Raw genomic sequence first — 21,275 nt, forward strand, 5'->3', positions numbered from 1 at the left:
CGAAGGCCCCCTGTCACCGCAGTCAACGAGCACCGCCCGCAAAGGTCACCCATTCGATGAGGGAACTTCCGTTCCCTACGCCCCACCACACCCCAGACACTCACTCATGCATGCCAGAACACACTCGTGCACTGTTCCGCGGCAGCAGTTCACAACCCCATCGCATACGAGCCGTCTCCGAACCACTAGCTCCGCCGACCGGGTCCTCACGCCGTGAGTCGTGACACAGAACGGCCCGGTAACACGGGGTTCACACTCGAGCAATGATCGGGAAATCGCCTGTTGACAGGCTGCCCGGCATCAACCGCGGCGTCCCAGTGCCGCAGCGCCGCAGCACCCGCACGTGCGTGTAGACACACCCCGAAGGAAGTGGCCCGTGACCTTCAAGGCTGAGTACATCTGGATCGACGGCACCCAGCCGACGGCCAAGCTCCGTTCCAAGACGAAGATACTTGCCGACGACGCCAAGGGTGCCGAGCTGGGGATCTGGGGCTTCGACGGGTCTTCCACGAACCAGGCCGAGGGCCACTCCTCGGACCGTGTCCTCAAGCCGGTCTTCTCCTGCCCGGACCCGATCCGCGGCGGCGACGACATCCTCGTCCTGTGCGAGGTCCTCAACATCGACATGACGCCGCACGAGTCCAACACCCGTGCCGCGCTCACCGAGGTCGCCGAGAAGTTCGCCGCGCAGGAGCCGATCTTCGGCATCGAGCAGGAGTACACGTTCTTCAAGGACGGCTACCCGCTCGGCTTCCCCAAGGGCGGCTTCCCGGCCCCGCAGGGCGGCTACTACTGCGGTGTCGGCGCCGACGAGATCTTCGGCCGTGACATCGTCGAGGCGCACCTGGACAACTGCCTCAAGGCGGGCCTCGCCATCTCCGGCATCAACGCCGAGGTCATGCCCGGCCAGTGGGAGTTCCAGGTCGGTCCGGTCTCCCCGCTGGAGGTCTCCGACCACCTGTGGGTGGCCCGCTGGCTGCTCTACCGCACCGCCGAGGACTTCGGCGTCGCCGCGACGCTGGACCCGAAGCCGGTGAAGGGCGACTGGAATGGCGCCGGTGCGCACACCAACTTCTCCACCAAGGCGATGCGCGAGACCTACGACGCGATCATCACCGCCGCCGAGTCGCTCGGTGAGGGCTCCAAGCCGCTCGACCACGTCAAGAACTACGGCGCCGGAATCGACGACCGCCTGACCGGTCTGCACGAGACCGCCCCGTGGAACGAGTACTCCTACGGTGTCTCCGACCGTGGCGCCTCGGTCCGTATCCCGTGGCAGGTCGAGAAGGACGGCAAGGGCTACATCGAGGACCGCCGTCCCAACGCCAACGTGGACCCGTACCTGGTGACCCGCCTGATCGTGGACACCTGCTGCTCCGCCCTGGAGAAGGCCGGCCAGGTCTGATCCGCGGCTGATCCGCACCGCGTCTTCGCGAGGGGCGCCCACCGCCACGGTGGGCGCCCCTCGCGTATGCGTTCCCCGTCGGCCGACGTCGCCTACTTCACGCCGAGGTGCGTCCAAGCTGTGGAAGGAGGGTCCTCTTGACGCCGTCCGTCTGCTTCAATGAACCCATGGCCAGCTTCCAGAGGAACACCGCGACGGGTCGCCACGACCTGGAGCCGTTCTGGCCTTCCCGTCAGCACCACGACTTCGACCGGGTGTGTTGCCGCGCGACGAACGCGCCGGCCCTCTAACGCCGTACTTCCCGGCCTTCGGCCAGCGCGACACGACGTACGTCCCCTCGACGACTCCTCGCGCGAAAGAGCTGACACTCATGGCGACCACTCGTTCCCTCTCCGCCGCCCGCACCGCCCCCTCCGTCCCCTCCCCCTCGGCCAACGGCTCCGCCCGGCACCGTCTGCGTGCCGTCGACCGGGACGAGGTGGTCGAGATCGCGGGCTTCCTACCTCCGGGGGCCACCTGGCTGCCCGCTCCCCCGCACACCCTGCCGACGCTGCCCGGTCAGCCGCCGATGGTCGGCTACCTGGTGCTGGTGCCGGCCGACCAGCAGCCGCCGTTCCTGCCGACAGCGGTGCCCGACCGTCCGGACACGCCGGTGGTACCGATGGTGCCGGAGGCCGGCGACAAGGCCGCCGGCGCGGTCGACCCGCTCGTCCGGGTCGACACCGTGCAGCGCACCGCCGCGGTGGACGGACGTGAGCTCGACCTCACCTACCTGGAGTTCGAGCTGCTCGCCCACCTCGTCGGCCACCCGCACCGGGTGCACACCCGCGATCAGCTGGTCACCACCGTCTGGGGCTACGGACACGTAGGCGACGGCCGTACCGTCGACGTCCACATCGCCCGGTTGCGCCGCAAGCTGGGCGCCGAGCACCGCCGGGCGATCCAGACGGTGCGACGAGTCGGCTACAAGTACACGCCGCCGACCGGGCGTTGATCTTCTGCCGGTTGGTTCCCTGGCCGGCGGGACCGGGGCAGGCCCCGGCGGCCAGGAGTGTATCTGGCACCACCCCTGACCGGCCGTTCAAGCCCCGTGTCCGGTGGCGGTGCCTCGGCCAGACTGACGGCATGACCATAGAGACGAAGAGCGACAAGGGCCACACCCGGGTGCGGGGGTTCGTTCGGGCGGCGCTGCGGGGACTCGGGCTGGCACTCGTGGTGTTGCCGGTGGCGGTGGTGCTGTTCACGTTGTCGCTGGTGTCGATCGCGCTGATACCGATCGGGGTCGGGATCGTCACCACACCGTGGGTGCTCACGGGGGTGCGGGCGTTCGCGGACCGGCGGCGGATCCTGGCGGCCGAGTGGTACGGGGTGCGGATCCCGTCGGCGTACCGTGCGATGCCCGAAGGCGCCAACCCGTGGACGCGCACCTTCGGGATGCTGGGCGACCCGGCGACCTGGCGCGACCTGAGGTGGCTGCCGGTGGACATGACGGCCGGGTTCCTCACCGCGCTGCTGCCGGCCGCGCTGCTGCTCTACCCCTTCGAGGGGTTCGCGCTGGCGGCCGGGCTGTGGCGGGTGTTCCCCGACGACGTCTACTGGTACGCCTTCGTGCCGGTGACCGGGCAGGTCTCCGCGTTCGGCGCCGCCGCCCTCGGGCTGGTCCTGCTCTTCTTCGCCCACTTCCTCACTCCGCGACTGCTGGAGGTCCACTTCCAAATGACCCGGGCCGTGCTCGCCTCCGGCCAGGGCGAACTGTCCGAGCGGGTGAGGGTGCTGACCGAGACCCGGCGGGACGCGGTCGACACCTCGGCTGCCGAACTGCGGCGCATCGAGCGGGACCTGCACGACGGGGCACAGGCCCGGCTGGTCGCCATGGGCATGGACCTCGGCACCATCGAGGTACTGGTGGAGAAGGACCCGGAGCAGGCCAAGCGGCTGCTCTCGCAGGCCCGCCAGTCCTCCGCCGAAGCACTCGCCGAACTCCGCGACCTCGTCCGTGGCATCCATCCCCCGGTGCTCGCCGAACGCGGACTGGGCGACGCCGTACGGGCGTTGGCGCTGCGGCTGCCCCTCACCACCGAGGTGGACGTGGACCTGTCCGGCCGGGCGGACGCGCCGGTGGAGTCTGCCGCGTACTTCGCCGTCAGCGAGGTGCTGACCAACGCGGTCAAGCATTCCGGCGCCGACCGGATCTGGGTCGACCTGCACCACGTCGACGAGGGCGGGGGGATGCTGCGGATCTCCGTCACCGACAACGGCAAGGGCGGCGCGGTGATCGAGGCCGGTTCGGGCCTGGCCGGGGTCGAGCGACGGCTGGGTACATTCGACGGCGTCCTGGCCGTCAGCTCTCCCGCGGGCGGTCCCACCATGGTCACCATGGAGATCCCTTGCGCGTTGTCCTAGCCGAAGACCTGTTCCTGCTGCGCGACGGCCTCGTCCGGCTCCTGGAGGCCTACGACTTCGAGATCGTCGCGGCCGTCGAGACCGGGCCCGAGCTGGCCCGTGCACTGGCCGAACTGGAGCCGGACGTCGCCGTGGTCGACGTCCGGCTCCCGCCGACGCACACCGACGAGGGCCTGCAGTGCGCGCTCGACGCCCGCCGGGCCAGACCCGGGCTGCCGGTACTGGTGCTGTCCCAGCACGTGGAGCAGCTGTACGCGCGCGAACTGCTCGCCGACGGCACCGGCGGGGTCGGCTATCTGCTCAAGGACAGGGTGTTCGACGCGGAGCAGTTCGTGGATGCCGTACGACGGGTCGCGGCGGGCGGGACGGCGATGGATCCGCAGGTGATCCAGCAGCTGCTGTCCCGGCGGGCGGCCGACGACAAACCGCTGGGCCGGCTGACCCCGCGGGAGCGGGAGGTGCTGGAGCTGATGGCGCAGGGCCGGTCCAACGCGGCGATCGCGGCGCAACTCGTCGTCACGGAACGGGCGATCGCCAAGCACACCTCCAACATCTTCATGAAACTGGGACTTGAGGTGTCGGACGACGACAACCGGCGCGTCCTGGCGGTTCTCGCCCATCTGGACCAGGACCACTGAAAACGGACCCTGATGCGCACGTGTCGTAGAGGATCAACAACTCTCGGTATCCCGGAGGAAGTTGACACCTCAGTTGGCACACGAATCTCTCACCAATTTCTGAGACGGCTGAACACCCGTGGGGCCCCCCGCGTATGAAAGGGAGCCGCTTCACTCCTGTCGGGCGCCTCGATGCTGCCCCGCAAGGAAGTCAGAGGAGTTCCATGGGACGCAACACACGTAAACGCCGTTCGTCGATGGCCACCAAGGCCGTAGCCGCGTCGGCGGCCCTAGCGCTCGGGGGGGGCGGGCTGATCTGGGCGAACTTCTACGCTTCGGCACACGAGTCCAACGACGGGGCGCAGAACCAGACGAAGGCCGCGAGCGCGCAAGTCGCCACGATTCAGTGCCCGGACGTCGGACAACAGCTGACTGACGTACCTGACGGCGCGCGCGCCGGAGTCGACAAGGAGCTGGCCGACCTCGACAAGCAGATCACTGAGGCGTACTCCCGCCTCGCCTCCACGCGTCAGGCGCAGACCGGTGACTCGGGCTTCGTCAACAACTCGATTCTCGGTCCGCTGAAGTCCAAGAGGACCGCGGTCATCGACCGGATCGGGATCGATATCCGGCGCGTGGGCGGCAACGCTCCGGGCAACCTCGCCGAGCTCGCCGAGTGCAAGGGCATGGCAGCCGAGCAGCCGGAGACCACCGCCGGTGGTCAGGACCAGGGTCAGGACCAAGGTCAGGACCAGGGTCAGGACCAGGGGCAGGACCAAGGGCAGGACCAGGGCCAGGACCAAGGGCAGGACCAGGGCCAAGGGCAGGACCAGGGCCAAGGGCAGGACCAGGGTCAGAACCAAGGTGACAACGGCAACGGGGCCGCCGGCCCGGTGGCCGCCGACTTCGTCGACATCAACCAGGTTCAGCCCAACTCCCGGGGCCTGCAGAACGGGTTGGCCGCCAACGGCGGCGGTGGTTCCGCCGGCACCTTCACCACCAAGTGCGGTGTCAACGAGAACAACCTGTTCAACAGTGACAACCTGATCGTGGCCCCTGGTGTCGACAACGGCGCGCACCACACGCACGACTACGTCGGCAACCAGGGCAACACCGCGTTCGCCAGCGACGACGACCTGACGAAGGCCGGTACGTCGTGCGAGAACCAGGGCGACAAGTCCACCTACTACTGGCCAGTACTGCGTCTGCAGGACGGGACTCAGGAGTTCGACGCCGGTGACCTGGGCGGTGGCGCCGAGGGCAACGTAGGCAAGATCCTCAAGGCCAGCCAGGCCGAGATCAAGTTCGTGGGCAACAAGAAGAGCGACGTCGTCGCGATGCCGAAGCTCCTGCGCATCATCACCGGTGACGCCAAGGCGTTCACCAACGGCGACGCGAACGCCAACACCTCGTTCAGCTGCACCGGCTTCGAGGACAGGCAGGTGACGGACAAGTACGTGATCTGCCCCGAGGGCAGCCAGGTGGTGCGTACCTCGAACTTCCAGAGCTGCTGGGACGGCCAGAACATCGACAGCGCCAACCACCGTGACCACGTGGCCTTCGTCCAGCAGGACGGCAGCTGCCCGAACAATTTCAAGGCGATCCCCCAGCTCCAGGTCCGCCTGGTGTACGACGTGCCGGCCCCGACCGTCGAGAACGGTCAGGTGAAGGCCCCGTACGCCGTGGACGGCTTCCCGGAGCAGCTGCACAAGCCGATCACCGACCACAACGACTTCATCAACGTCATGGACGAGAACCTGATGAACAAGGTGGTCACCTGCATCAACGACGGGCAGAACTGCCAGTAGCAGCTGACGTGATCCAATGAAGAAGGCCGGTGACGGAGTTCCCGTCACCGGCCTTCTTCGTGTGGGTCAGCCGTCGTGTCCGGCGTGCGACGCCTCCTCGCCCGGGGAGTGCGAGGAGTGCGAGGAGTGCGATGTCCCCTCCTCCAACGTGCCGCCCAGCCGGCCGCGCAGCGACGCCACCACATCCTCGTGGCCGACGGCCACCCATTTGCGACCGACGAGGTAGAAGCCGCCGTAGTCCTTCGCCCCGTTGATCCACTCGCGCTGGCCGCGGTCGGTGGCGAAGGTCGCGAGGATGAACTTGCCGTCGGGGTTCTTGCAGATCGCCTGCCGGATCTCGTCGGCGTCGGTCTGCATGTCCGGTGTGCACTTCACCTCGGCGGCCAGGTGCTCCAGACTGCCGGTGGCCGCCTCTGGTACGGCGGCCTCTTTTTTCGTGTCGCCGGAGCCGCAGCCTGCCAGCGCCAGCACCAGCGCCGCGCCGCCCAGCGCGAGTATCGGTCGGGTCAGCCTCATCTGTTCCTCCGGTCGCATGTATCAGACCATGCCTCAGGCGGCCCCGGCGAGGGGCCCGTCCCCTTCGATACGGCTGTGAAGCCCGCCGCGCTCAAATCGGATGCCCCGATGAGCACGCGCATGCCAAGGTGGCCCGATGAACCGAGACTGGGAAGATCGCGTGACCGCCGCCTGGGCGACCTTCGACGACTACGCGGAAGAGGACGCGGCCGACTTCCGAGCCGTGATCGACACCCTGGTCGCCGAACTGCCGGCCGACAGCCCCCTCGGCCCCTTCGAACGGGCCTGCGCCTGGGACTCGACCGGTCACTCGGACCGGGCCGTGCCGCTGTACCAGGAGGCCCTCGCTCGCGGACTGAGCGGCTACCAGGGCCGGCGCGCGAAGATCCAGCTCTCCAGTTCGCTGCGCAACGTCGGGCGGGCGGAGGACGGTGTCAAGCTGCTGACGCCCGAACTGGACGCGTCTTCCGACGAGTTGGACGACGCGATACGGGCCACTCTGGCGCTGTGCCTGTCCAGCCTGGGCCGCGATCGTGAGGGCCTGTCCCTCGTGCTCGGCGCCCTGGCCCCCCATCTGCCGCGGTACCAACGGTCGATGGCGAACTACGCCCGGGCCCTGGTCACGCCGGAGGCATGAGTCACCCGGGTGGTGGTGACCATCCGCCGATTCGCTCGTTCTGCTGAACGTGCAGTCACAGGATGTCGCCCCGCGCCCCGGCCGCCCCTCCTCCTCCGCAGCCTCGTCAGCCTCGTCGTGCGATCCGCTCGTGGACGTCGAGCAGGCCGAGGCCGCGCTCGTCGAGCACTATCCGCGGCTCGTGCGGCTCGCCTATCTGGTGCTCCCGCCGGGTCTCGGCCGGGGCAGGCGCGTCCTGACAGCGCACGCCCTCGCCCAGCGTGCCCTGCCCCGCGGCCGCACGCCCGCGCCCGTGATCCCGGCCCAGTCCACCGGCCGTGACGGTGACCCGGGGTACGCCCTCGTCCGCCTCCAGGTGCTGCGTACGGCACTGGAGGCGGGCCTGCCGCTGAGGCGCCTGGCCTGGCCCAAGCGCTCCCAACTGCCGCCGGCCCTCCCCCAGGTCTGGGGGCTCAAGCTGTTCCCGCGCTCGGGAGGCGCCGACGAACTCGCCCTGGACCAGGAGCTGTCGGCCCTGTCCGGCCCGGCTCGCGCCGCGTATGTGCTGCGCGGCCTGGAGAAGCTCCCGGACAGCGACGTACGCAAGGTGCTGAAGGCCGCGGGTGTCGACGGCGTGGACGCCGCACTGAGCGAGGCGGGCGGTGTCGCCGCACGGTACGAGCTGCTCGAATCCCCCGAGTTCGACCCCTGTTCGCTGCAGGCACGGCCCACCGACCTGATGCGGCGCAGGCAGCACACCAAGGCGGCGCTCGCCGCGGTGGCGGCCGTCGCCGTGTGCGGGGCGCTGCTCGGCCTGCCCGGCGACGGCTGGGGCCCCAACGGCGCCGCCGCACCCGCGTACGCGCGCAACCCGGCCGCCCAGGCCGCCCTGGACCCGGCCAGGGTGACCAAGGTCGCCGCCACCGCGTGGGAGACCTCCGCGCGCACCGACTTCTCGGTGTGGCCGGCCCGCGGCGGCCTCACCGGCGACCGGGCACTCCTCCGCCGCGCCCTCGCGGTCTGGGCACGCCCCGGTGGGAGCGTCCGGGTCTCCGCGACCCCCGGCACCCCGTCGGGCGGCCCGGCCGGACCGCCCCAGCTGCTCTACGCGGGAACCGTGGACGCCGTGCGCGTCGTGATCCTCTACGACGGTCTGCGCATCGCCCGGTACGCGGAGTCGAAGGACAGCACGAAGGGGGCCGCCCTCGACTTCGCGCGGGTCGACGGTGCGACCGGTGCCGAGGCGAATTCGGTGGTGCTGAGCCGGACCGACGGCAACGTCCGCTATCTGACGGCTCCCTGGGTGAAGCAGGCGGCCGAGCGGGACCTGCTGAAGCCGGGCTCCGGGGCGATGGACCTCTCCCTGACCGGCGGCGTCACCGCACCCCTGTCCGGCCCGGCCGCCCAGAGCGGCACGTGCACCTCGTGGAACGTGCTCCAGCTGACGGACGTCTCCGGCAGCACCCGGCTGATGACAGACCTCAACGAGCTGGTTCCGGCCCACCTCACCACCGGCCGGCCCGGCTCGACACACGAGGCGTCCGCGGCCGCCGGGCTGCGTACCTGGGCCCCGTTCGCCTGCTCCCTGTCCGCCGTGCGCGCCGCGGGCGTACGCGGCGTGAACGCCTGGGAGTACGCCACGCAGCCGCTGCCCGACACGAGGGGCTCGGCCGCCTGGGCGTGCACCCGGGCCGAGACCTGGCGGGGCGACGGCACCCGGGTACTGGCGCAGTTCCAGACGCCGGGCGCGGCGTCCGGGGCGGTCGCGACGATGGCCGAGAACGTGCCGGCCTGCGGCCCGCGCGACCCGCATGTGCTGGCCGGGGTGTTGTGGAAGTCGGAGGCGGGGTCCTGGTACCTGCTGGCGGCCGGCAGCCGGGGCACCACGTCGATCACGGCGACGGGCGCGGCCGGCGGGACCGCACAGGGCAATCTGCTGACCGTGAAGACCAAGCAGGGCGCTCGGGCCGACCTGAAGGGCACCCTGCGGGGCGGGCGGTCGATCAACGGGCTGGGGTAGTCCGTGCACTGGCTGCCACGGACGGACCGGTCGCCGGCGGGAGCGGCGCCTTCGACGTCGAACTCCCCTGCGGCGGGCGGACGTTGAGGGTCGCGGCGGACCCGGTGCCACGGACGTAGGGTGCGGGTCTCGTGCCGAATATGTGAACACCGCTGGCCGGTCCGGTCCGTTCGGGGCCGGATCCGATCGGTAAGGTGTTCGCATGACTACCGAGGTACGCCGCAGAATGGGTGTCGAAGAGCGGCGGCAGCAGTTGATCGGCGTCGCGCTCGACCTCTTCAGCCGCCGGTCGCCGGACGAGGTCTCCATCGACGAGATAGCTGCGGCGGCGGGCATCTCACGGCCTCTGGTCTACCACTACTTCCCCGGCAAACTCAGCCTGTACGAGGCCGCGTTGAAGCGCGCCGCCGAGGATCTGGCGGGCCGGTTCGTGGAACCGCACGAGGGGCCGCTGGGGTCGCGGATGCTGCGGGTGATGCGGCGGTTCTTCGACTTCGTCGACGATCACGGGCCCGGTTTCTCGGCGTTGATGCGCGGCGGTCCGGCGGTGGGCTCCTCGGCGACGAACGCGCTCATCGACTCCGTACGACAGGCCGCGTACAACCAGATCCTTTCGCATCTCGGCGTGCCGGATCCGCCCGCGCGACTGGACATGGTCGTCCGCTCGTGGATCTCGCTCGCCGAGTCGACGGCACTGATCTGGCTGGACGGGCGCCGCATCCCGCGTGCCGACCTGGAAGTGCAGCTCGTACACGACTTCGCCGCGCTCGCGGCCGTGAGCGCGGCGCACGACGAGGAGATGAGCGGGCTGCTGAACCGCATGCTCAAGGACGAGCCGGGCGACGGGCCGTTCGGCGACCTGGTGACCCGGCTCATCGCGCTGGCGTCCTAGAGCTCCCCAAGGCTTCCCAGGGCTCTTTCCCCGCGCCTAACGTTCGAACTTCCGGTACGACGGGTCGAGTTCGCGGGTCTCGGCGGAGGCGTGCACCGTCAGGCCGTCGGTGGGCTCGACGTACTTGCCCAGCAGCTCCAGAACGGCCTCGGTGAGCCGCGCCCTGGTCTCGTCGGTCCGGCCGGCCAGCAGGGCGATGGTGACATGGACGATGGCGTGCCCCTCCGCCTCAGCTCCCACGATGTCGTCCTCGGTCCGCAGGATCCGCGTCTTGCACGCCTCCAGCCGTGCGGCCGCTGTCTCGACGACGACGGGGTGCAGCTCGCGGGCGAATCCGCGCCAGTCGACGTGGTCGAGCCCCGAGGAGACTTCGACGATGATCTGCGGCATGGGCAGGCACTCCTGTTCTCAGGCGGCGGACCTGCCCACCCTAGTTCTTCAGTTGCAGCGCCAGCATGGCGATGTCGTCCTCGCGTTCGTGGCCGAAGCAGGCCAGCAGGGTGTCGCACAGGGCGGCCGGGCCCGGCAGGGCACCGCAGGCGGCCGAGCGGAGGTGTTCCATCGAGACCTCCAGGTCCGTGCCCCGGGTCTCGATCAGGCCGTCGGTGACCATGAGGAGCCGGTCGGTGGATTCGAGGTACAGCTCCGTGGGCGGCGGGTGGGGCAGGCCCAGGCCGAGCAGCGGGCCCGCGGCCTTGGCGTAGTCGGCGACGCCTACGTCCCGGATGATCAACGGCGGAATGTGGCCCGCGTTGGCGATCCGGGTGCGTCCGGTGCCGGGGTCGATCAGGGCCAGGCAGACGGTGGCCGTGACGTCGGGGTGGTAGTGCTGGAGCATCCGGTCGAGGCGCTCGGCGAGCACCGCGGGGTCGCTCTCGTCGACACAGTAGGCGCGCAGCGCGTGCCGGATCTCGACCATGACGGTGGCCGCCTCCAGCGAGTGCCCCACGACGTCGCCGACCGCGGCGAGCACACCCTCGGGGGCGCGCAGCGCGGCGTAGAAGTCGCCGCCGATCTCGGTGTCGCGGGACGCGGGCACATAGCGGACCACGACGTCGACGCCGGGCAGCTCGGGCAGCCGGTGCGGCTGGGGCAGGAAGCTGTGCTGGAGAGTGAGGGCGACATGGCGCTCGACCTGGTACATGAGCAGCGGTTCGGCGGCGAGCGCGGTGGCCTGGGCGAGCCGGGCCAGCAGGGCCTCCGCCTCGGGGCCCGCCCGGCGCAGCCCCCGCGTGGGCACGGCCAGGCACACCGGGGACTTGCCGTCCTGGGTGAGAACCAGCGCCAGCCGGGCGTCGTGCTGCACACCGGGCCGGAAGAACCCGGCGGGCCACAGCGGCGCGGGCACCGTGGTGATCTGCACCCCGGCCTGCCCCCGGGCGAGCCGCCGCAGCAGGCCGGCGACGGTCAGGTGGGCGCTCTCGTCCGGCAGCGCGACCGAGGTGCGGTCCCGGGAGAGGCCGCAGTGCAACTCGTCGTCCTGGTCGAGGACGAAGACGGCGGCGGGAGAGCCGATGAGCCGCGCGGTGCCCTCGGCGGCGGCGTCGGCGAGTTCCCGCGGGGAACGCGCGGCCTGGATGGTGACGATCGTCTCCGAGAGCAGGGTCAGCCGCCGTACCAGCGCCCGGTCGTCGGCCCGCAGGCGAGCGCCGCGCGCCGCCCCCCGGACCGCCGCCTCGATCTCCTCGGGCTCGGCGGGCACCGTCAGATACGCCTCGGCGCCCTCGTCCAGGCCCTGGCAGCGATTGCCCGGAGGCACCGTGAGGGCCGAGAAGTGCACGACGGGCAGCCCGGCCGTGTGCGGCCGCTCCTTGAGCAGACGGCACAGTTCGAAGCCGCTCATGTCCGGCAGGTTCACGTCGATCAGGGCCACATCGGGCAGGCTCCCCTTGCGCAGCCGTGCGTCGACTTCGGTGAGCGCCTCGCCACCGGTGGCGACCGGGACGACCCGGTGACCGGCACGGCTCAGCACGGCGGCCATGGCGTACCGGCTGTCCGCCACGTCGTCCACGACCAGGACGGTCGTACCTGTCCGCTTGCCGTCGACATCCATTTGCCAGCCTTTGGACACACCGGTGGGACAGACCGGGGATCTGGGTCTGCCCCACCAAGGTAATGCCCTTGTCAGGAAATCGGGGAGAATACGGCCACGGTCCGCCCCGGAACGGTGAACGTGCCCGACGCCCGCCGACAGGACATTGACGCGCGATCTTCGGAAGGGCTGTCAGGCCCGCGTCCACCACACCGTCGTGTCCGCCGGCAGCTTCGCCTCGCCGTCCGTCTCGGCCACTTCGCCGCTGGCGAGGAGCAGCCGGCCGTACGCCGGAGTCGTCACCGACTCGCCGCCGGTGTTGGTGACGCAGACGAACTCGCCGCGGCGGAAGGCCAGCAGGCCCTCGGGGGCCTTGAGCCACTCCACGCGGTCGCCCGCGCCCAGGTCGGGATGGTCGCGGCGGGCGGCGAGGGCGGCACGGTACAGCTCCAGCGTGGAGCCGACGACGCCGGTCTGCGCCTCGACGCTCAGTTCGCCCCAGCCGATCGGCTGCGGCAGCCAGCTGCCTCCGTCACCGAAGCCGTACGACGATCCCGTGCGCGTCCACGGGATCGGCACCCGGCAGCCGTCCCGGAAGCCGTCCTGGCCGGCGCCGCGGAAGTAGGCCGGGTCCTGACGGACCTCGTCCGGCAGGTCGACGACGTCCGGGAGGCCGAGTTCCTCGCCCTGGTAGACGTACGCCGAACCGGGCAGCGCCAGCATGAGCAGGGTGGCGGCGCGCGCCCGGCGCAGGCCCAGGTCGCGGTCGCCCGCGGTGCGGATCTGGGTGCCGAGGCCGGGTGGGTTGGCGAAGCGGGTGGCGTGGCGGGTGACGTCGTGGTTGGACAGGACCCAGGTGGCGGGGGCACCCACCGGGCGCATGGCCTCCAGGGTCCGGTCGATGACCTCGCACAGCTCGGCCGCGTCCCACTCCGTGCTCAGATACTGGAAGTTGAACGCCTGGTGGAGTTCGTCGGGACGGACGTAGTTGGCGGTGCGCTCGACCGTCGGTGTCCAGGCCTCGGCCACGAAAACGCGCTCGCCCGCGTACTCGTCGAGAACGAGCCGCCACTGGCGGTAGATCTCGTGCACGCCGTCCTGGTCGAAGAACGGCATGACATCGTTGCCCAGCAGCTTCACCTGATCATGGGATCCGAGGTCCGGGAGCCCGTCCGCCTTCACCAGGCCATGGGCCACGTCGATACGGAAGCCGTCGACACCCATGTCGAGCCAGAAGCGCAGGATGGAGCGGAACTCGTCGCCGACGGCGGGGTGTTCCCAGTTGAAGTCGGGCTGCTCGGGGGCGAAGAGGTGCAGGTACCACTCCCCCGGTGTGCCGTCCGGTTCGGTGACCCGCGTCCACGCGGGGCCGCCGAAGATCGACTCCCAGTCGTTGGGCGGGAGTTCGCCGCCCGCGCCCTTGCCGGGGCGGAAGTGGTAGCGCTCCCGCAGCGGTGAGCCGGGGCCCTCGGCGAGGGCCCGCTTGAACCACTCGTGCTGGTCGGAGGAGTGGTTGGGGACCAGGTCGACGATGATCCGCAGGCTCAGACCGTGCGCGTCACGGATCAGCGCGTCGGCGTCCAGGAGGTTGCCGAACATGGGGTCCACGGCCCGGTAGTCGGCGACGTCGTAGCCGGCGTCGGCCTGCGGGGAGGCGTAGAAGGGGCTGAGCCACACGGCGTCCACGCCGAGGTCGCGCAGATACGGCAGCCGGGTACGGACACCCTCCAGGTCGCCCATGCCGTCGCCGTTGCTGTCGGCGTAACTGCGCGGATAGACCTGGTAGATCACCGCGTCCCGCCACCAGTCGCGGCGCCCCGCGACGGTGACGACAGCTGCTTCGCGAGAGGAGGTGGGGGCCTGGTCGGCGGAGTGGTGCTGGCTCATGACGTCCTTGGTACGTGAAGGGGTATTTCGGTCATCGAGTCTTGTGTGTGTACGGCGGCGGGTGACGAGGCAGCCTCGGGGTCCGGGTTCCCCTTTGGGGGAGGATCCCGCGGCCGCCGCCCGCCCGGGCAGGCTCGGGGGTCCGTCCTGACCGCGGTGTTCGCAGGCCGACGGCGAAGGTGTACTTCGTGTCGGACAGCATGAACGTGGCCGCGGAGGCGACCTCGCCGAAGGCGGTGAGGAAACTGTAAAACGCCGCGACCGCCAGGCCCGACTTGGCGATCGTCAGGATCAGCCGCGCGGACGTGCCGAACGGGGGCAGCCCGTCGACGCGTCCCGCCTCGTCGATCTCGAACGGGATGGTGTCGAAGTAGCCCTTCGCCGCTCTCGCCGCGGCGGGTTCCCCGTTTCGGGGCGGCCGGAGAATCCGGCTCGGTCACGGCGGTGGTCTCGACAGTGGTCGTGCTCATGGGGACTCCTGCCTCAGATCGCGAGCTGCTCGTCATGGGCGGTTCAGCCAGCGGCGGTAGAAGGAGGTGAAGACGATCAGGATGTCAGCAGCAGGATGCCGTAGGCGGCCGACTGCGCGAAGTCACGCGGCTGCTGTCCGAAGTCGAGGTAGCACGCCCAGGTGACGAGGATCTGGGCGTCGGGGGCGGTGTTCCCGCCCAGCGGGAAGACGATGGCATCTGCGGCAGGGCAGCGAGGGCCTGGTCGGCCTGATCACTCCGGAGCCGGAGAACTCGATGTTCCCCGCTTTGGCCCAGGTCATCGGCCAGGCGCTGACCAGGCTGGGCTACACGCCCGTGCTGGCCACCCAGACCCCGGGCGGCTCCACCGAGGACGAGCTCACCGAGATGCTCGTCGACCGGGGCGTGGCCGGAATCATCCACGTCTCCGGGCTGTACGCCGACACCACCGCCGACACGCAGCGCCACGAACAGCTGTGCGCCCAGGGCGTTCCCTTCGTCCTCGTGGACGGCTTCTCGCCGCAGGTGCAGGCGCCCTTCATCCCCCCGACGACCGGGCCGCGATGACGCCGGCGGTGACCCATCTGGTCTCCCTGGGGCACACCAGGATCGGCCTGGCGCTGGGGCGACCGAAGCGGTTCATGCCCGTGCAGCGCAAGATCGAGGGCTCCGTGCGCACCACGCAGGACCTGCTGGGCCTGGCCACGACGTGATCGTGTCGTAGCTTCCAGCCCGCTTCCGCGTTGAGGAGGTGCGTCCCGGACCCGACCGAGGGATGATCGGTGGGACATGGCTTTTCTGGCACACTCTGCCCCTATGGGCGAGACGACCGTTACGACACAGGATGGCCGCGAACCGGCCGTTCCGTCCCCCGCCGCGACCGAAACGAACCGGGGCTTCCTACGCCGACTGCGCACTCCGCGTCGGCCTCGCCTCTGGTTCGAGATCCTGCTGATCGCGGTGAGCTACTGGACGTACTCACAGATCCGCAACGCGGTCCCGGAGCAGCGGGCCGAGGCGCTGCGCAACGCCGACTGGATCTGGAAGGTCGAGCACGGTCTCGGCGTCGCCGTCGAGCAGTCGGTCAACCACACGGTGAACTCGATGACATGGCTCATCGTGGGCATGAACTACTACTACGCGACGCTGCACTTCGTGGTGACGCTCGGGGTACTGGTCTGGCTCTACCGCAGTCATCCCGGTCGCTTCGCCGCGGCCCGTCTCGTGCTCTTCGCGACCACCGGGGTCGCCCTGGTGGGCTACTACCTGTATCCGCTGGCCCCGCCGCGTCTGATGAACGGCAGCCACTTCGTCGACACCGTCATGGTCCACCAGACCTGGGGCTCGATGGCCTCCGGCGACCTGAAGCACATGTCGAACCAGTACGCCGCGATGCCGTCGATGCACATCGGCTGGTCTGTGTGGTGCGGTCTGACGATCTTCGCGCTGGCGTCGGTGCCGTGGGTGCGGGTGCTGGGCATGCTGTACCCGGCGCTCACCCTGGTGGTCATCGTCGCCACCGCCAACCACTTCTGGCTCGACGCGGTGGGCGGCGTCCTCTGCCTGGCCTTCGGCTTCACCGTGGCGCGGCTCTGGTACGGCGCCCTGCCGTACGCGCTGCCGCGCCGGGTCCCGGAGAAGGAGAAGGAGAAGGGGACGGGGAAGAAAAAGGGGACGGAGAAGGAGACGGGGACGGGGACGGGAAAGGGCAAGGAGACGGACCGCCCCTTGCTGCCGACGAGGGTGTAGCACCGCCCCTCGGGCGGCGGCCCTCGGGCGTCGAGCGTCGGGCGTCGGGCGTCGGGCGGCGGCCCTCGGGCGTCGGGCGTCGGCTCAGCCGCCGTAGAACAGCTCGTCCACCACGCCCCGGGCCCGGCGTGCCGTCCGCCGGTAGTCGTCCAGCATGTCCCCGACGTGCCCCGGGCCGTACCCGAGGTAACGCCCCACGGCGGCCAGTTCGCGGACCTCCGACGGGAAGGTGTCGCCGGCCCGCCCCCGCACCAGCATCACCGCGTTGCGCACCCGGGTCGCCAGCACCCACGCCTCGTCGAGGGTCGCGGTCTCCTCCGCCGTGAGGAGGTCGGCGGCGCGGGCGGCGGTGAGGGCGGCGCGGGTGCGGGTGGTCCGCAGTCCGGGCACCTGTGCCCCGTGCCGCATCTGCAGCAACTGCACGGTCCACTCGACGTCGGACAGCCCGCCGGGCCCGAGCTTGGTGTGCAGTTTGGGGTCGGCGCCGCGCGGCATCCGCTCCGACTCCATGCGCGCCTTCAGCCGCCGGATCTCGCGTACCGCGTCGTCGTCCAGCCCTGCCGGCGGGTACCGCAGCGGATCGATCAGCTCGACGAATCGGCGCCCCAGCTCCTCGTCCCCGGCGACGTGTTCGGCCCGCAGCAGGGCCTGCGCCTCCCAGACCAGGGCCCAGCGGCGGTAGTACGCCTCGTAGGACTTGAGTGTGCGGACCAGCGGCCCCGACTTGCCCTCCGGCCGCAGATCCGCGTCGATCAGCAGCGGCGGGTCGGCGCTCGGGATCTGCAGCAGCCGGCGCATCTCGGAGACGACCTTGTTGGCCGCCTGGGAGGCCTCGCGTTCGTCGACGCCCTCGCGGGGCTCGTGGACGAACAGCACGTCGGCGTCGGAGCCGTACCCCAGTTCGTGGCCGCCGAAGCGGCCCATGCCGATGATCGTGAACCGGGTGGGCAGGGTCTCCCCCCAGTTGTCCCCCACCACCGCGCGCAGGGTGCCCGCGAGGGTGGCCGCCGTCAGGTCGGACACCGCGCCGCCGACCCGGTCCACGAGGGCGCCCTGGTCGGCCTCGGCCTGCTGGGCCTCGGTGCCGTAGGTGCCGACGATGTCCGTGGCGGTCGTACGGAACAGCTCGCGGCGGCGGACGCCGCGAGCGGCCGTGACCGCCTGTAGGGCCCCGTCCGCGCGGCCGACCGCGGCGAGGATCTCCTGCTCCAGGTGGGCCCGCCCGCGCGGTTCGAGGCCGCCGCCGTCGCCGTCGCCGAGCAGGGCGACCGCCTCGGGCGCGCGCATCAGCAGGTCGGGGGCGAGCCGGCCGGCGGACAACACGCGCGCCAGGTTCTCCGCCGCCGCACCCTCGTCCCGCAGCAGCCGCAGGTACCAGGGCGTCTTGCCCAACGCGTCCGACACCTTGCGGAAGCCCAGCAGTCCCGCGTCCGGGTCGGCGGAGTCGGCGAACCACCCCAGCAGCACCGGCAGCAGGGTGCGCTGGATGGCGGCCTTCCGGCTCACGCCGGACGCCAGCGCCTCCAGGTGCCGCAGGGCCGCCGCCGGGTCAGCGTATCCGAGGGCGACCAGCCGCTCCCGGGCCGCCTCGGGACTCAACCTGGCCTCGCCGGAGGCGAGTTGGGCGACCGCGTCGAGCAGCGGACGGTAGAAGAGCTTCTCGTGCAGTCGCCGTACGACGCCGGTGTGCCGTTTCCACTCTCGGATCAGCTCGGTCACCGGGTCGGCGCGCAGGCCCAGGGAACGGCCCAGCCGCCGCAGGTCGGCCTGGTCCTCGGGAACGAGGTGGGTGCGCCGCAGCCGGTAGAGCTGGATGCGGTGTTCCATGGACCGCAGGAAGCGGTAGGCGTCGTCGAGCTGTACGGCGTCGGAGCGCCCGACGTACCCTCCGGTCGCGAGCGCCTGGAGTGCCTTCAGGGTGGTGCCGCTGCGCAGCGAGACGTCGGCCCGTCCGTGCACCAACTGGAGGAGCTGCACGGCGAATTCGACGTCCCTGAGGCCGCCCGGGCCGAGCTTCAGTTCGCGTTCGACCTCGGCGACGGGGATGTTCTCGACCACCCGGCGGCGCATCTTCTGCACGTCGGGGACGAAGTTCTCCCGCTCGGCGGCCTTCCAGACGAGGGGCTGGAGGGCTGCGACGTACTCCTCGCCGAGGTCGATGTCGCCGGCCACCGGGCGGGCCTTGAGCAGGGCCTGGAACTCCCAGGTCTTGGCCCAGCGCTGGTAGTAGGCGAGGTGGCTGGAGAGCGTGCGCACCAGGGGGCCGTTCCTGCCCTCGGGGCGGAGGTTGGCGTCGACCGGCCAGATGGATCCCTCGACGGTGGTCTCGGAGCAGATCCGCATCATGTGCGAGGCGAGCTTGGTGGCGGACCTGACGGCCTTGTCCTCGTCGGCGCCCTCGACACCCTCGCCGACGAAGATGACGTCGACGTCGGAGACGTAGTTCAGTTCGTGGCCGCCGCACTTGCCCATCGCGATCACCGCGAGCCGGCACCGCGCGGCGTCCTCCGGCGCGGCGGCGCGGGCCAGGGCGAGGGCGGCGCGCAGGGTCGCGGTGGCCAGGTCGGCGAGCTCGGCCGCGGTCTCGGAGAGGTCGGTGGTGCCGCAGACGTCCCGGGCGGCGATCGACAACAGGCAGCGCCGGTAGGCGACGCGCAGGGAGACCGGGTCGGTGGCCTCCGCGAGGCCGTCCTCGAACTCCTCCACACCGGGGTGCAGGTCGCGCGGCTCGTACATGAAGAGGACGTGCCAGTCGTTCGGGTGCCGGGCCAGGTGGTCGGCGAGCGCGGCGGACGCTCCGAGCACACCGAGCAGCCGGTCGCGCAACGGCTTCGCCGCTATCACCGTGTCGAGCAGTTCACGCCGGGCCGTGGGATCGGGCTGGGCCTCCAGCAACCGTACGAGGCCGTGCAGCGCGAGATCGGGGTCGGCGGTCGCGCCCAGCGCCTCCAGCAGGACCGGGTCGCGGCTGATGGGTGCGAGCTCCACGCTGTCGAGCAGGCGTTCGGCGGCGGAGGGATCGGTGAAACCGTGCCGCAGCAGTCGCGTGAAGGTACTGCTCCTGCGCCCCGGCGCCGTCATCCCGGCCTCCTGTCCGATCAAGGTCGTACGCGCCCGAGCCTAACCGGAGAGGTGGCGAGAAGCGCCGGGGTGTGCGCCGATGAGTTGTGACAGCTCGGCGGGTCTGTACCGGGGCGGCCGGGGAAGGCCTGGGGGTAGGACATGTCTGGAGGGCCAACTGATGACGGACAAGGACACGGGGACGGATGCCGCCGTCGGCGCCGGCGCCGAGACGGGTGTGGGTCCAGGTGAGGGCACGGGTGCGGACGCCGGGCGGACCCCCGCGTCCCGGCTCGATCCGCGGTACAGCGACGAGACGGCCGTCGCGATCCCCTGGCCGGACGCCGAGGCGCTGCTCGCCGCGGCCGAGCTGTTCTGGATCTCGACGGTACGGCCGGACGGGCGACCGCACGTGACCCCGCTGCCCGCGGTCTGGGCGTACGGCGCGCTGCACTTCTGCACCGGCCCGGACGAGCGCAAGGCGAAGAACCTCGCACACAACCCGAACGTCGTGCTGACGACCGGCACCAACATCTGGGACATGGGCTACGACCTGGCGGTGGAGGGCGAGGCGGTGCGGGTGTCGGACGACGGCCGTCTGCGGGAGCTGGCCGCCGCGTGGGAGACCAAGTACGGCGACTTCTGGCACTTCGAGGTACGGGAGGGGTATTTCCACCACGGTCCCGGACACGCTGTCGTCTATGCGGTGGCGCCCCACACGGTTTTCGGCTTCGGTAAGGGGGAGCCGTTCAGCCAGACGCGGTGGCGGTTCGTGTGACGCGACCGGGTGGCGGGACGCGGGTGACGTACGACGAAGGAGTCGTTCCATGCACATGAGCCTCGAAGTGGTCCTGCTGCCGGTGTCCGACGTGGACCGGGCCAAGGAGTTCTACCGGGACAAGGTCGGCTTCCACGTGGACCTCGACGGGGATGTGATGCCGGGCGTACGGATCGTCCAGCTGACCCCGCCCGGCTCCGGCTGCTCGATCGCCCTGGTCGACGGCCTCCAGGTGCCGACGGGAACCCCGCAGCCGGGGACGTACCACGGCCTCCAGCTGTGCGTCACGGACGCGAAGGCCGCGTACGAGGAACTCACCGCTCGCGGCCTCGACGTCAGCGAACCCCAGCAGTTCGCCCCGCAGGACGGCGCGACCTTCATGTACTTCAAGGACCCGGACGGCAACGGCTGGGCGATCCAGGAGTACCGCCGCCGGCAGAGCGAGCCGCTGCACAAGGTGCTGGCGGATCTGGCCACACGGGGCGAGTGACGGCCGCCGGCATCAGACGCGCCCGCTCTGCGCGTACCGGCACCCTTCCAGCCTGCGGTACCACCAGACGTGGGGGCGCCACTCCCGACGGTCGAGGACGAACGGGTCCGGCAGGGTACGGGCGAGATAGTCGGCGTCCAAGGCGTCGACCAGGCGCCCCAGCTCGGCGCGGGCCCGCGGAGGCAGGTTCCGCAGTGCCGTGCCGAGCATGTCGCGGGCGTGTCTGACGTCCCTGAGGAAGCAGCCCCGGCAGTCGCAGTCGTCCAGGTACGGGTACCGGATCCCCCGCCCCGGCGGACTCAGGAAGGCCCGGTAGCGGCGCAACGCGGCGTCGGTGACGCCGGGGAAGACGTAGTAGTCGGCCGAGAGTGCCTCGTACCGGTGAATCGCGAGACTGGTGCGGGCGGAGAGGCCGTGGATGCGGTCCGGAACGGGGGTCTGCCAACCGCGCGGACGGTGACGAAGCCGCTGCGTCCCCCGCAGCGCGCCGGGCCGGTTACGCGGCATCGGCCTTTCGGTGAGGGGTCATGGG

At 70.8% G+C, this 21,275-nt stretch carries 17 protein-coding genes and 3 pseudogenes; 12 read left to right on the plus strand and 8 right to left on the minus strand.

All coding sequences use genetic code 11. The features are described 5' to 3' along the window. The first annotated feature begins 376 nt into the window (after positions 1-376). The 5 genes from glnII (at position 377) to OHA64_RS13300 (ending at position 6,233) form a co-directional block, all read left to right on the plus strand. Positions 377-1,405, plus strand: a complete 1,029-nt coding sequence (glnII, locus tag OHA64_RS13280; protein WP_405612451.1) for a glutamine synthetase — start codon at positions 377-379, stop codon at positions 1,403-1,405. A 370-nt stretch (positions 1,406-1,775) separates the two neighbouring features. Then, the gene (locus OHA64_RS13285) at positions 1,776-2,399 is read left to right on the plus strand and encodes a winged helix-turn-helix domain-containing protein (protein ID WP_405612453.1); all 624 of its coding nucleotides are present in this window, start codon (positions 1,776-1,778) and stop codon (positions 2,397-2,399) included. Positions 2,400-2,530: 131 nt separating this feature from the next. Further along, positions 2,531-3,808 carry a sensor histidine kinase gene (locus OHA64_RS13290; protein ID WP_405612455.1) on the plus strand — a complete coding sequence of 426 codons (1,278 nt, stop codon included), beginning with the start codon at positions 2,531-2,533 and terminating at the stop codon, positions 3,806-3,808. Next, positions 3,793-4,446 (plus strand): LuxR C-terminal-related transcriptional regulator, encoded by a 654-nt coding sequence (locus OHA64_RS13295; protein ID WP_405612457.1) that lies wholly within the window; start codon positions 3,793-3,795, stop codon positions 4,444-4,446. The genes OHA64_RS13290 and OHA64_RS13295 overlap by 16 nt, the downstream gene beginning before the upstream one ends. A 203-nt stretch (positions 4,447-4,649) precedes the next feature. Continuing rightward, the gene (locus OHA64_RS13300; protein WP_405612459.1) at positions 4,650-6,233 is read left to right on the plus strand and encodes a DUF1996 domain-containing protein; all 1,584 of its coding nucleotides are present in this window, start codon (positions 4,650-4,652) and stop codon (positions 6,231-6,233) included. A 66-nt stretch (positions 6,234-6,299) separates the two neighbouring features. On the opposite strand, the gene OHA64_RS13305 is transcribed toward OHA64_RS13300, so the two are convergent. Further along, a complete protein-coding gene (locus tag OHA64_RS13305; RefSeq protein WP_405612461.1) occupies positions 6,300-6,749 on the minus strand; it encodes a hypothetical protein in 450 nt (149 codons plus the stop codon). Between the two features lie 136 nt (positions 6,750-6,885). Here OHA64_RS13305 and OHA64_RS13310 point away from each other — a divergent pair, with 136 nt between their 5' ends. The 3 genes from OHA64_RS13310 (at position 6,886) to OHA64_RS13320 (ending at position 10,277) form a co-directional block, all read left to right on the plus strand. After that, positions 6,886-7,386, plus strand: coding sequence for a tetratricopeptide repeat protein (locus tag OHA64_RS13310; protein ID WP_405612463.1), 501 nt, complete (start codon positions 6,886-6,888; stop codon positions 7,384-7,386). Between the two features lie 49 nt (positions 7,387-7,435). Further along, positions 7,436-9,385, plus strand: a complete 1,950-nt coding sequence (locus OHA64_RS13315) for a hypothetical protein (RefSeq protein ID WP_405612465.1) — start codon at positions 7,436-7,438, stop codon at positions 9,383-9,385. A 202-nt stretch (positions 9,386-9,587) separates the two neighbouring features. Next, positions 9,588-10,277 carry a TetR/AcrR family transcriptional regulator gene (locus OHA64_RS13320; protein WP_405612467.1) on the plus strand — a complete coding sequence of 230 codons (690 nt, stop codon included), beginning with the start codon at positions 9,588-9,590 and terminating at the stop codon, positions 10,275-10,277. A gap of 36 nt (positions 10,278-10,313) precedes the next feature. Here OHA64_RS13320 and OHA64_RS13325 read toward each other — a convergent pair whose 3' ends face one another. From OHA64_RS13325 to OHA64_RS13345, 5 genes and pseudogenes are all read right to left on the minus strand, one after another. Continuing rightward, the gene (locus OHA64_RS13325) at positions 10,314-10,667 is read right to left on the minus strand and encodes a 5-carboxymethyl-2-hydroxymuconate Delta-isomerase (protein ID WP_405612469.1); all 354 of its coding nucleotides are present in this window, start codon (positions 10,665-10,667) and stop codon (positions 10,314-10,316) included. Between the two features lie 40 nt (positions 10,668-10,707). Beyond that, positions 10,708-12,330 (minus strand): SpoIIE family protein phosphatase, encoded by a 1,623-nt coding sequence (locus OHA64_RS13330; RefSeq protein WP_405612471.1) that lies wholly within the window; start codon positions 12,328-12,330, stop codon positions 10,708-10,710. A gap of 171 nt (positions 12,331-12,501) precedes the next feature. Further along, positions 12,502-14,196: a glycoside hydrolase family 13 protein gene (locus OHA64_RS13335; RefSeq protein WP_405612473.1), complete on the minus strand. Its 1,695-nt coding sequence runs from the start codon at positions 14,194-14,196 to the stop codon at positions 12,502-12,504. A 157-nt stretch (positions 14,197-14,353) separates the two neighbouring features. Continuing rightward, positions 14,354-14,581: pseudogene (locus OHA64_RS13340) on the minus strand (ABC transporter permease); the annotation flags it as partial. 98 nt (positions 14,582-14,679) lie between these two features. Continuing rightward, a pseudogene (locus OHA64_RS13345) lies at positions 14,680-14,883 on the minus strand (sugar ABC transporter permease); the annotation flags it as partial. A 2-nt stretch (positions 14,884-14,885) separates the two neighbouring features. Here OHA64_RS13345 and OHA64_RS13350 point away from each other — a divergent pair. After that, positions 14,886-15,370, plus strand: a pseudogene (locus OHA64_RS13350) (LacI family transcriptional regulator); the annotation flags it as partial. A gap of 112 nt (positions 15,371-15,482) precedes the next feature. After that, the gene (locus OHA64_RS13355) at positions 15,483-16,415 is read left to right on the plus strand and encodes a phosphatase PAP2 family protein (protein WP_405612475.1); all 933 of its coding nucleotides are present in this window, start codon (positions 15,483-15,485) and stop codon (positions 16,413-16,415) included. A gap of 84 nt (positions 16,416-16,499) precedes the next feature. Here the strand turns inward: OHA64_RS13355 and OHA64_RS13360 are convergent, their stop codons facing one another. Beyond that, on the minus strand, positions 16,500-19,496 hold the full coding sequence (locus tag OHA64_RS13360) for a bifunctional [glutamine synthetase] adenylyltransferase/[glutamine synthetase]-adenylyl-L-tyrosine phosphorylase (protein WP_405612477.1): 2,997 nt from the start codon (positions 19,494-19,496) through the stop codon (positions 16,500-16,502). 160 nt (positions 19,497-19,656) lie between these two features. Here OHA64_RS13360 and OHA64_RS13365 point away from each other — a divergent pair, with 160 nt between their 5' ends. Next, positions 19,657-20,253, plus strand: a complete 597-nt coding sequence (locus OHA64_RS13365) for a pyridoxamine 5'-phosphate oxidase family protein (protein WP_405612479.1) — start codon at positions 19,657-19,659, stop codon at positions 20,251-20,253. A gap of 49 nt (positions 20,254-20,302) precedes the next feature. Beyond that, positions 20,303-20,743, plus strand: coding sequence for a VOC family protein (locus OHA64_RS13370; protein ID WP_405612481.1), 441 nt, complete (start codon positions 20,303-20,305; stop codon positions 20,741-20,743). A 12-nt stretch (positions 20,744-20,755) separates the two neighbouring features. On the opposite strand, the gene OHA64_RS13375 is transcribed toward OHA64_RS13370, so the two are convergent. Further along, on the minus strand, positions 20,756-21,250 hold the full coding sequence (locus OHA64_RS13375; protein ID WP_405612483.1) for a hypothetical protein: 495 nt from the start codon (positions 21,248-21,250) through the stop codon (positions 20,756-20,758). Between the last annotated feature and the right edge of the window lie 25 nt (positions 21,251-21,275).

It is taken from the genome of Streptomyces sp. NBC_00076 (assembly GCF_045041235.1).
GTDB lineage: Bacteria > Actinomycetota > Actinomycetes > Streptomycetales > Streptomycetaceae > Streptomyces.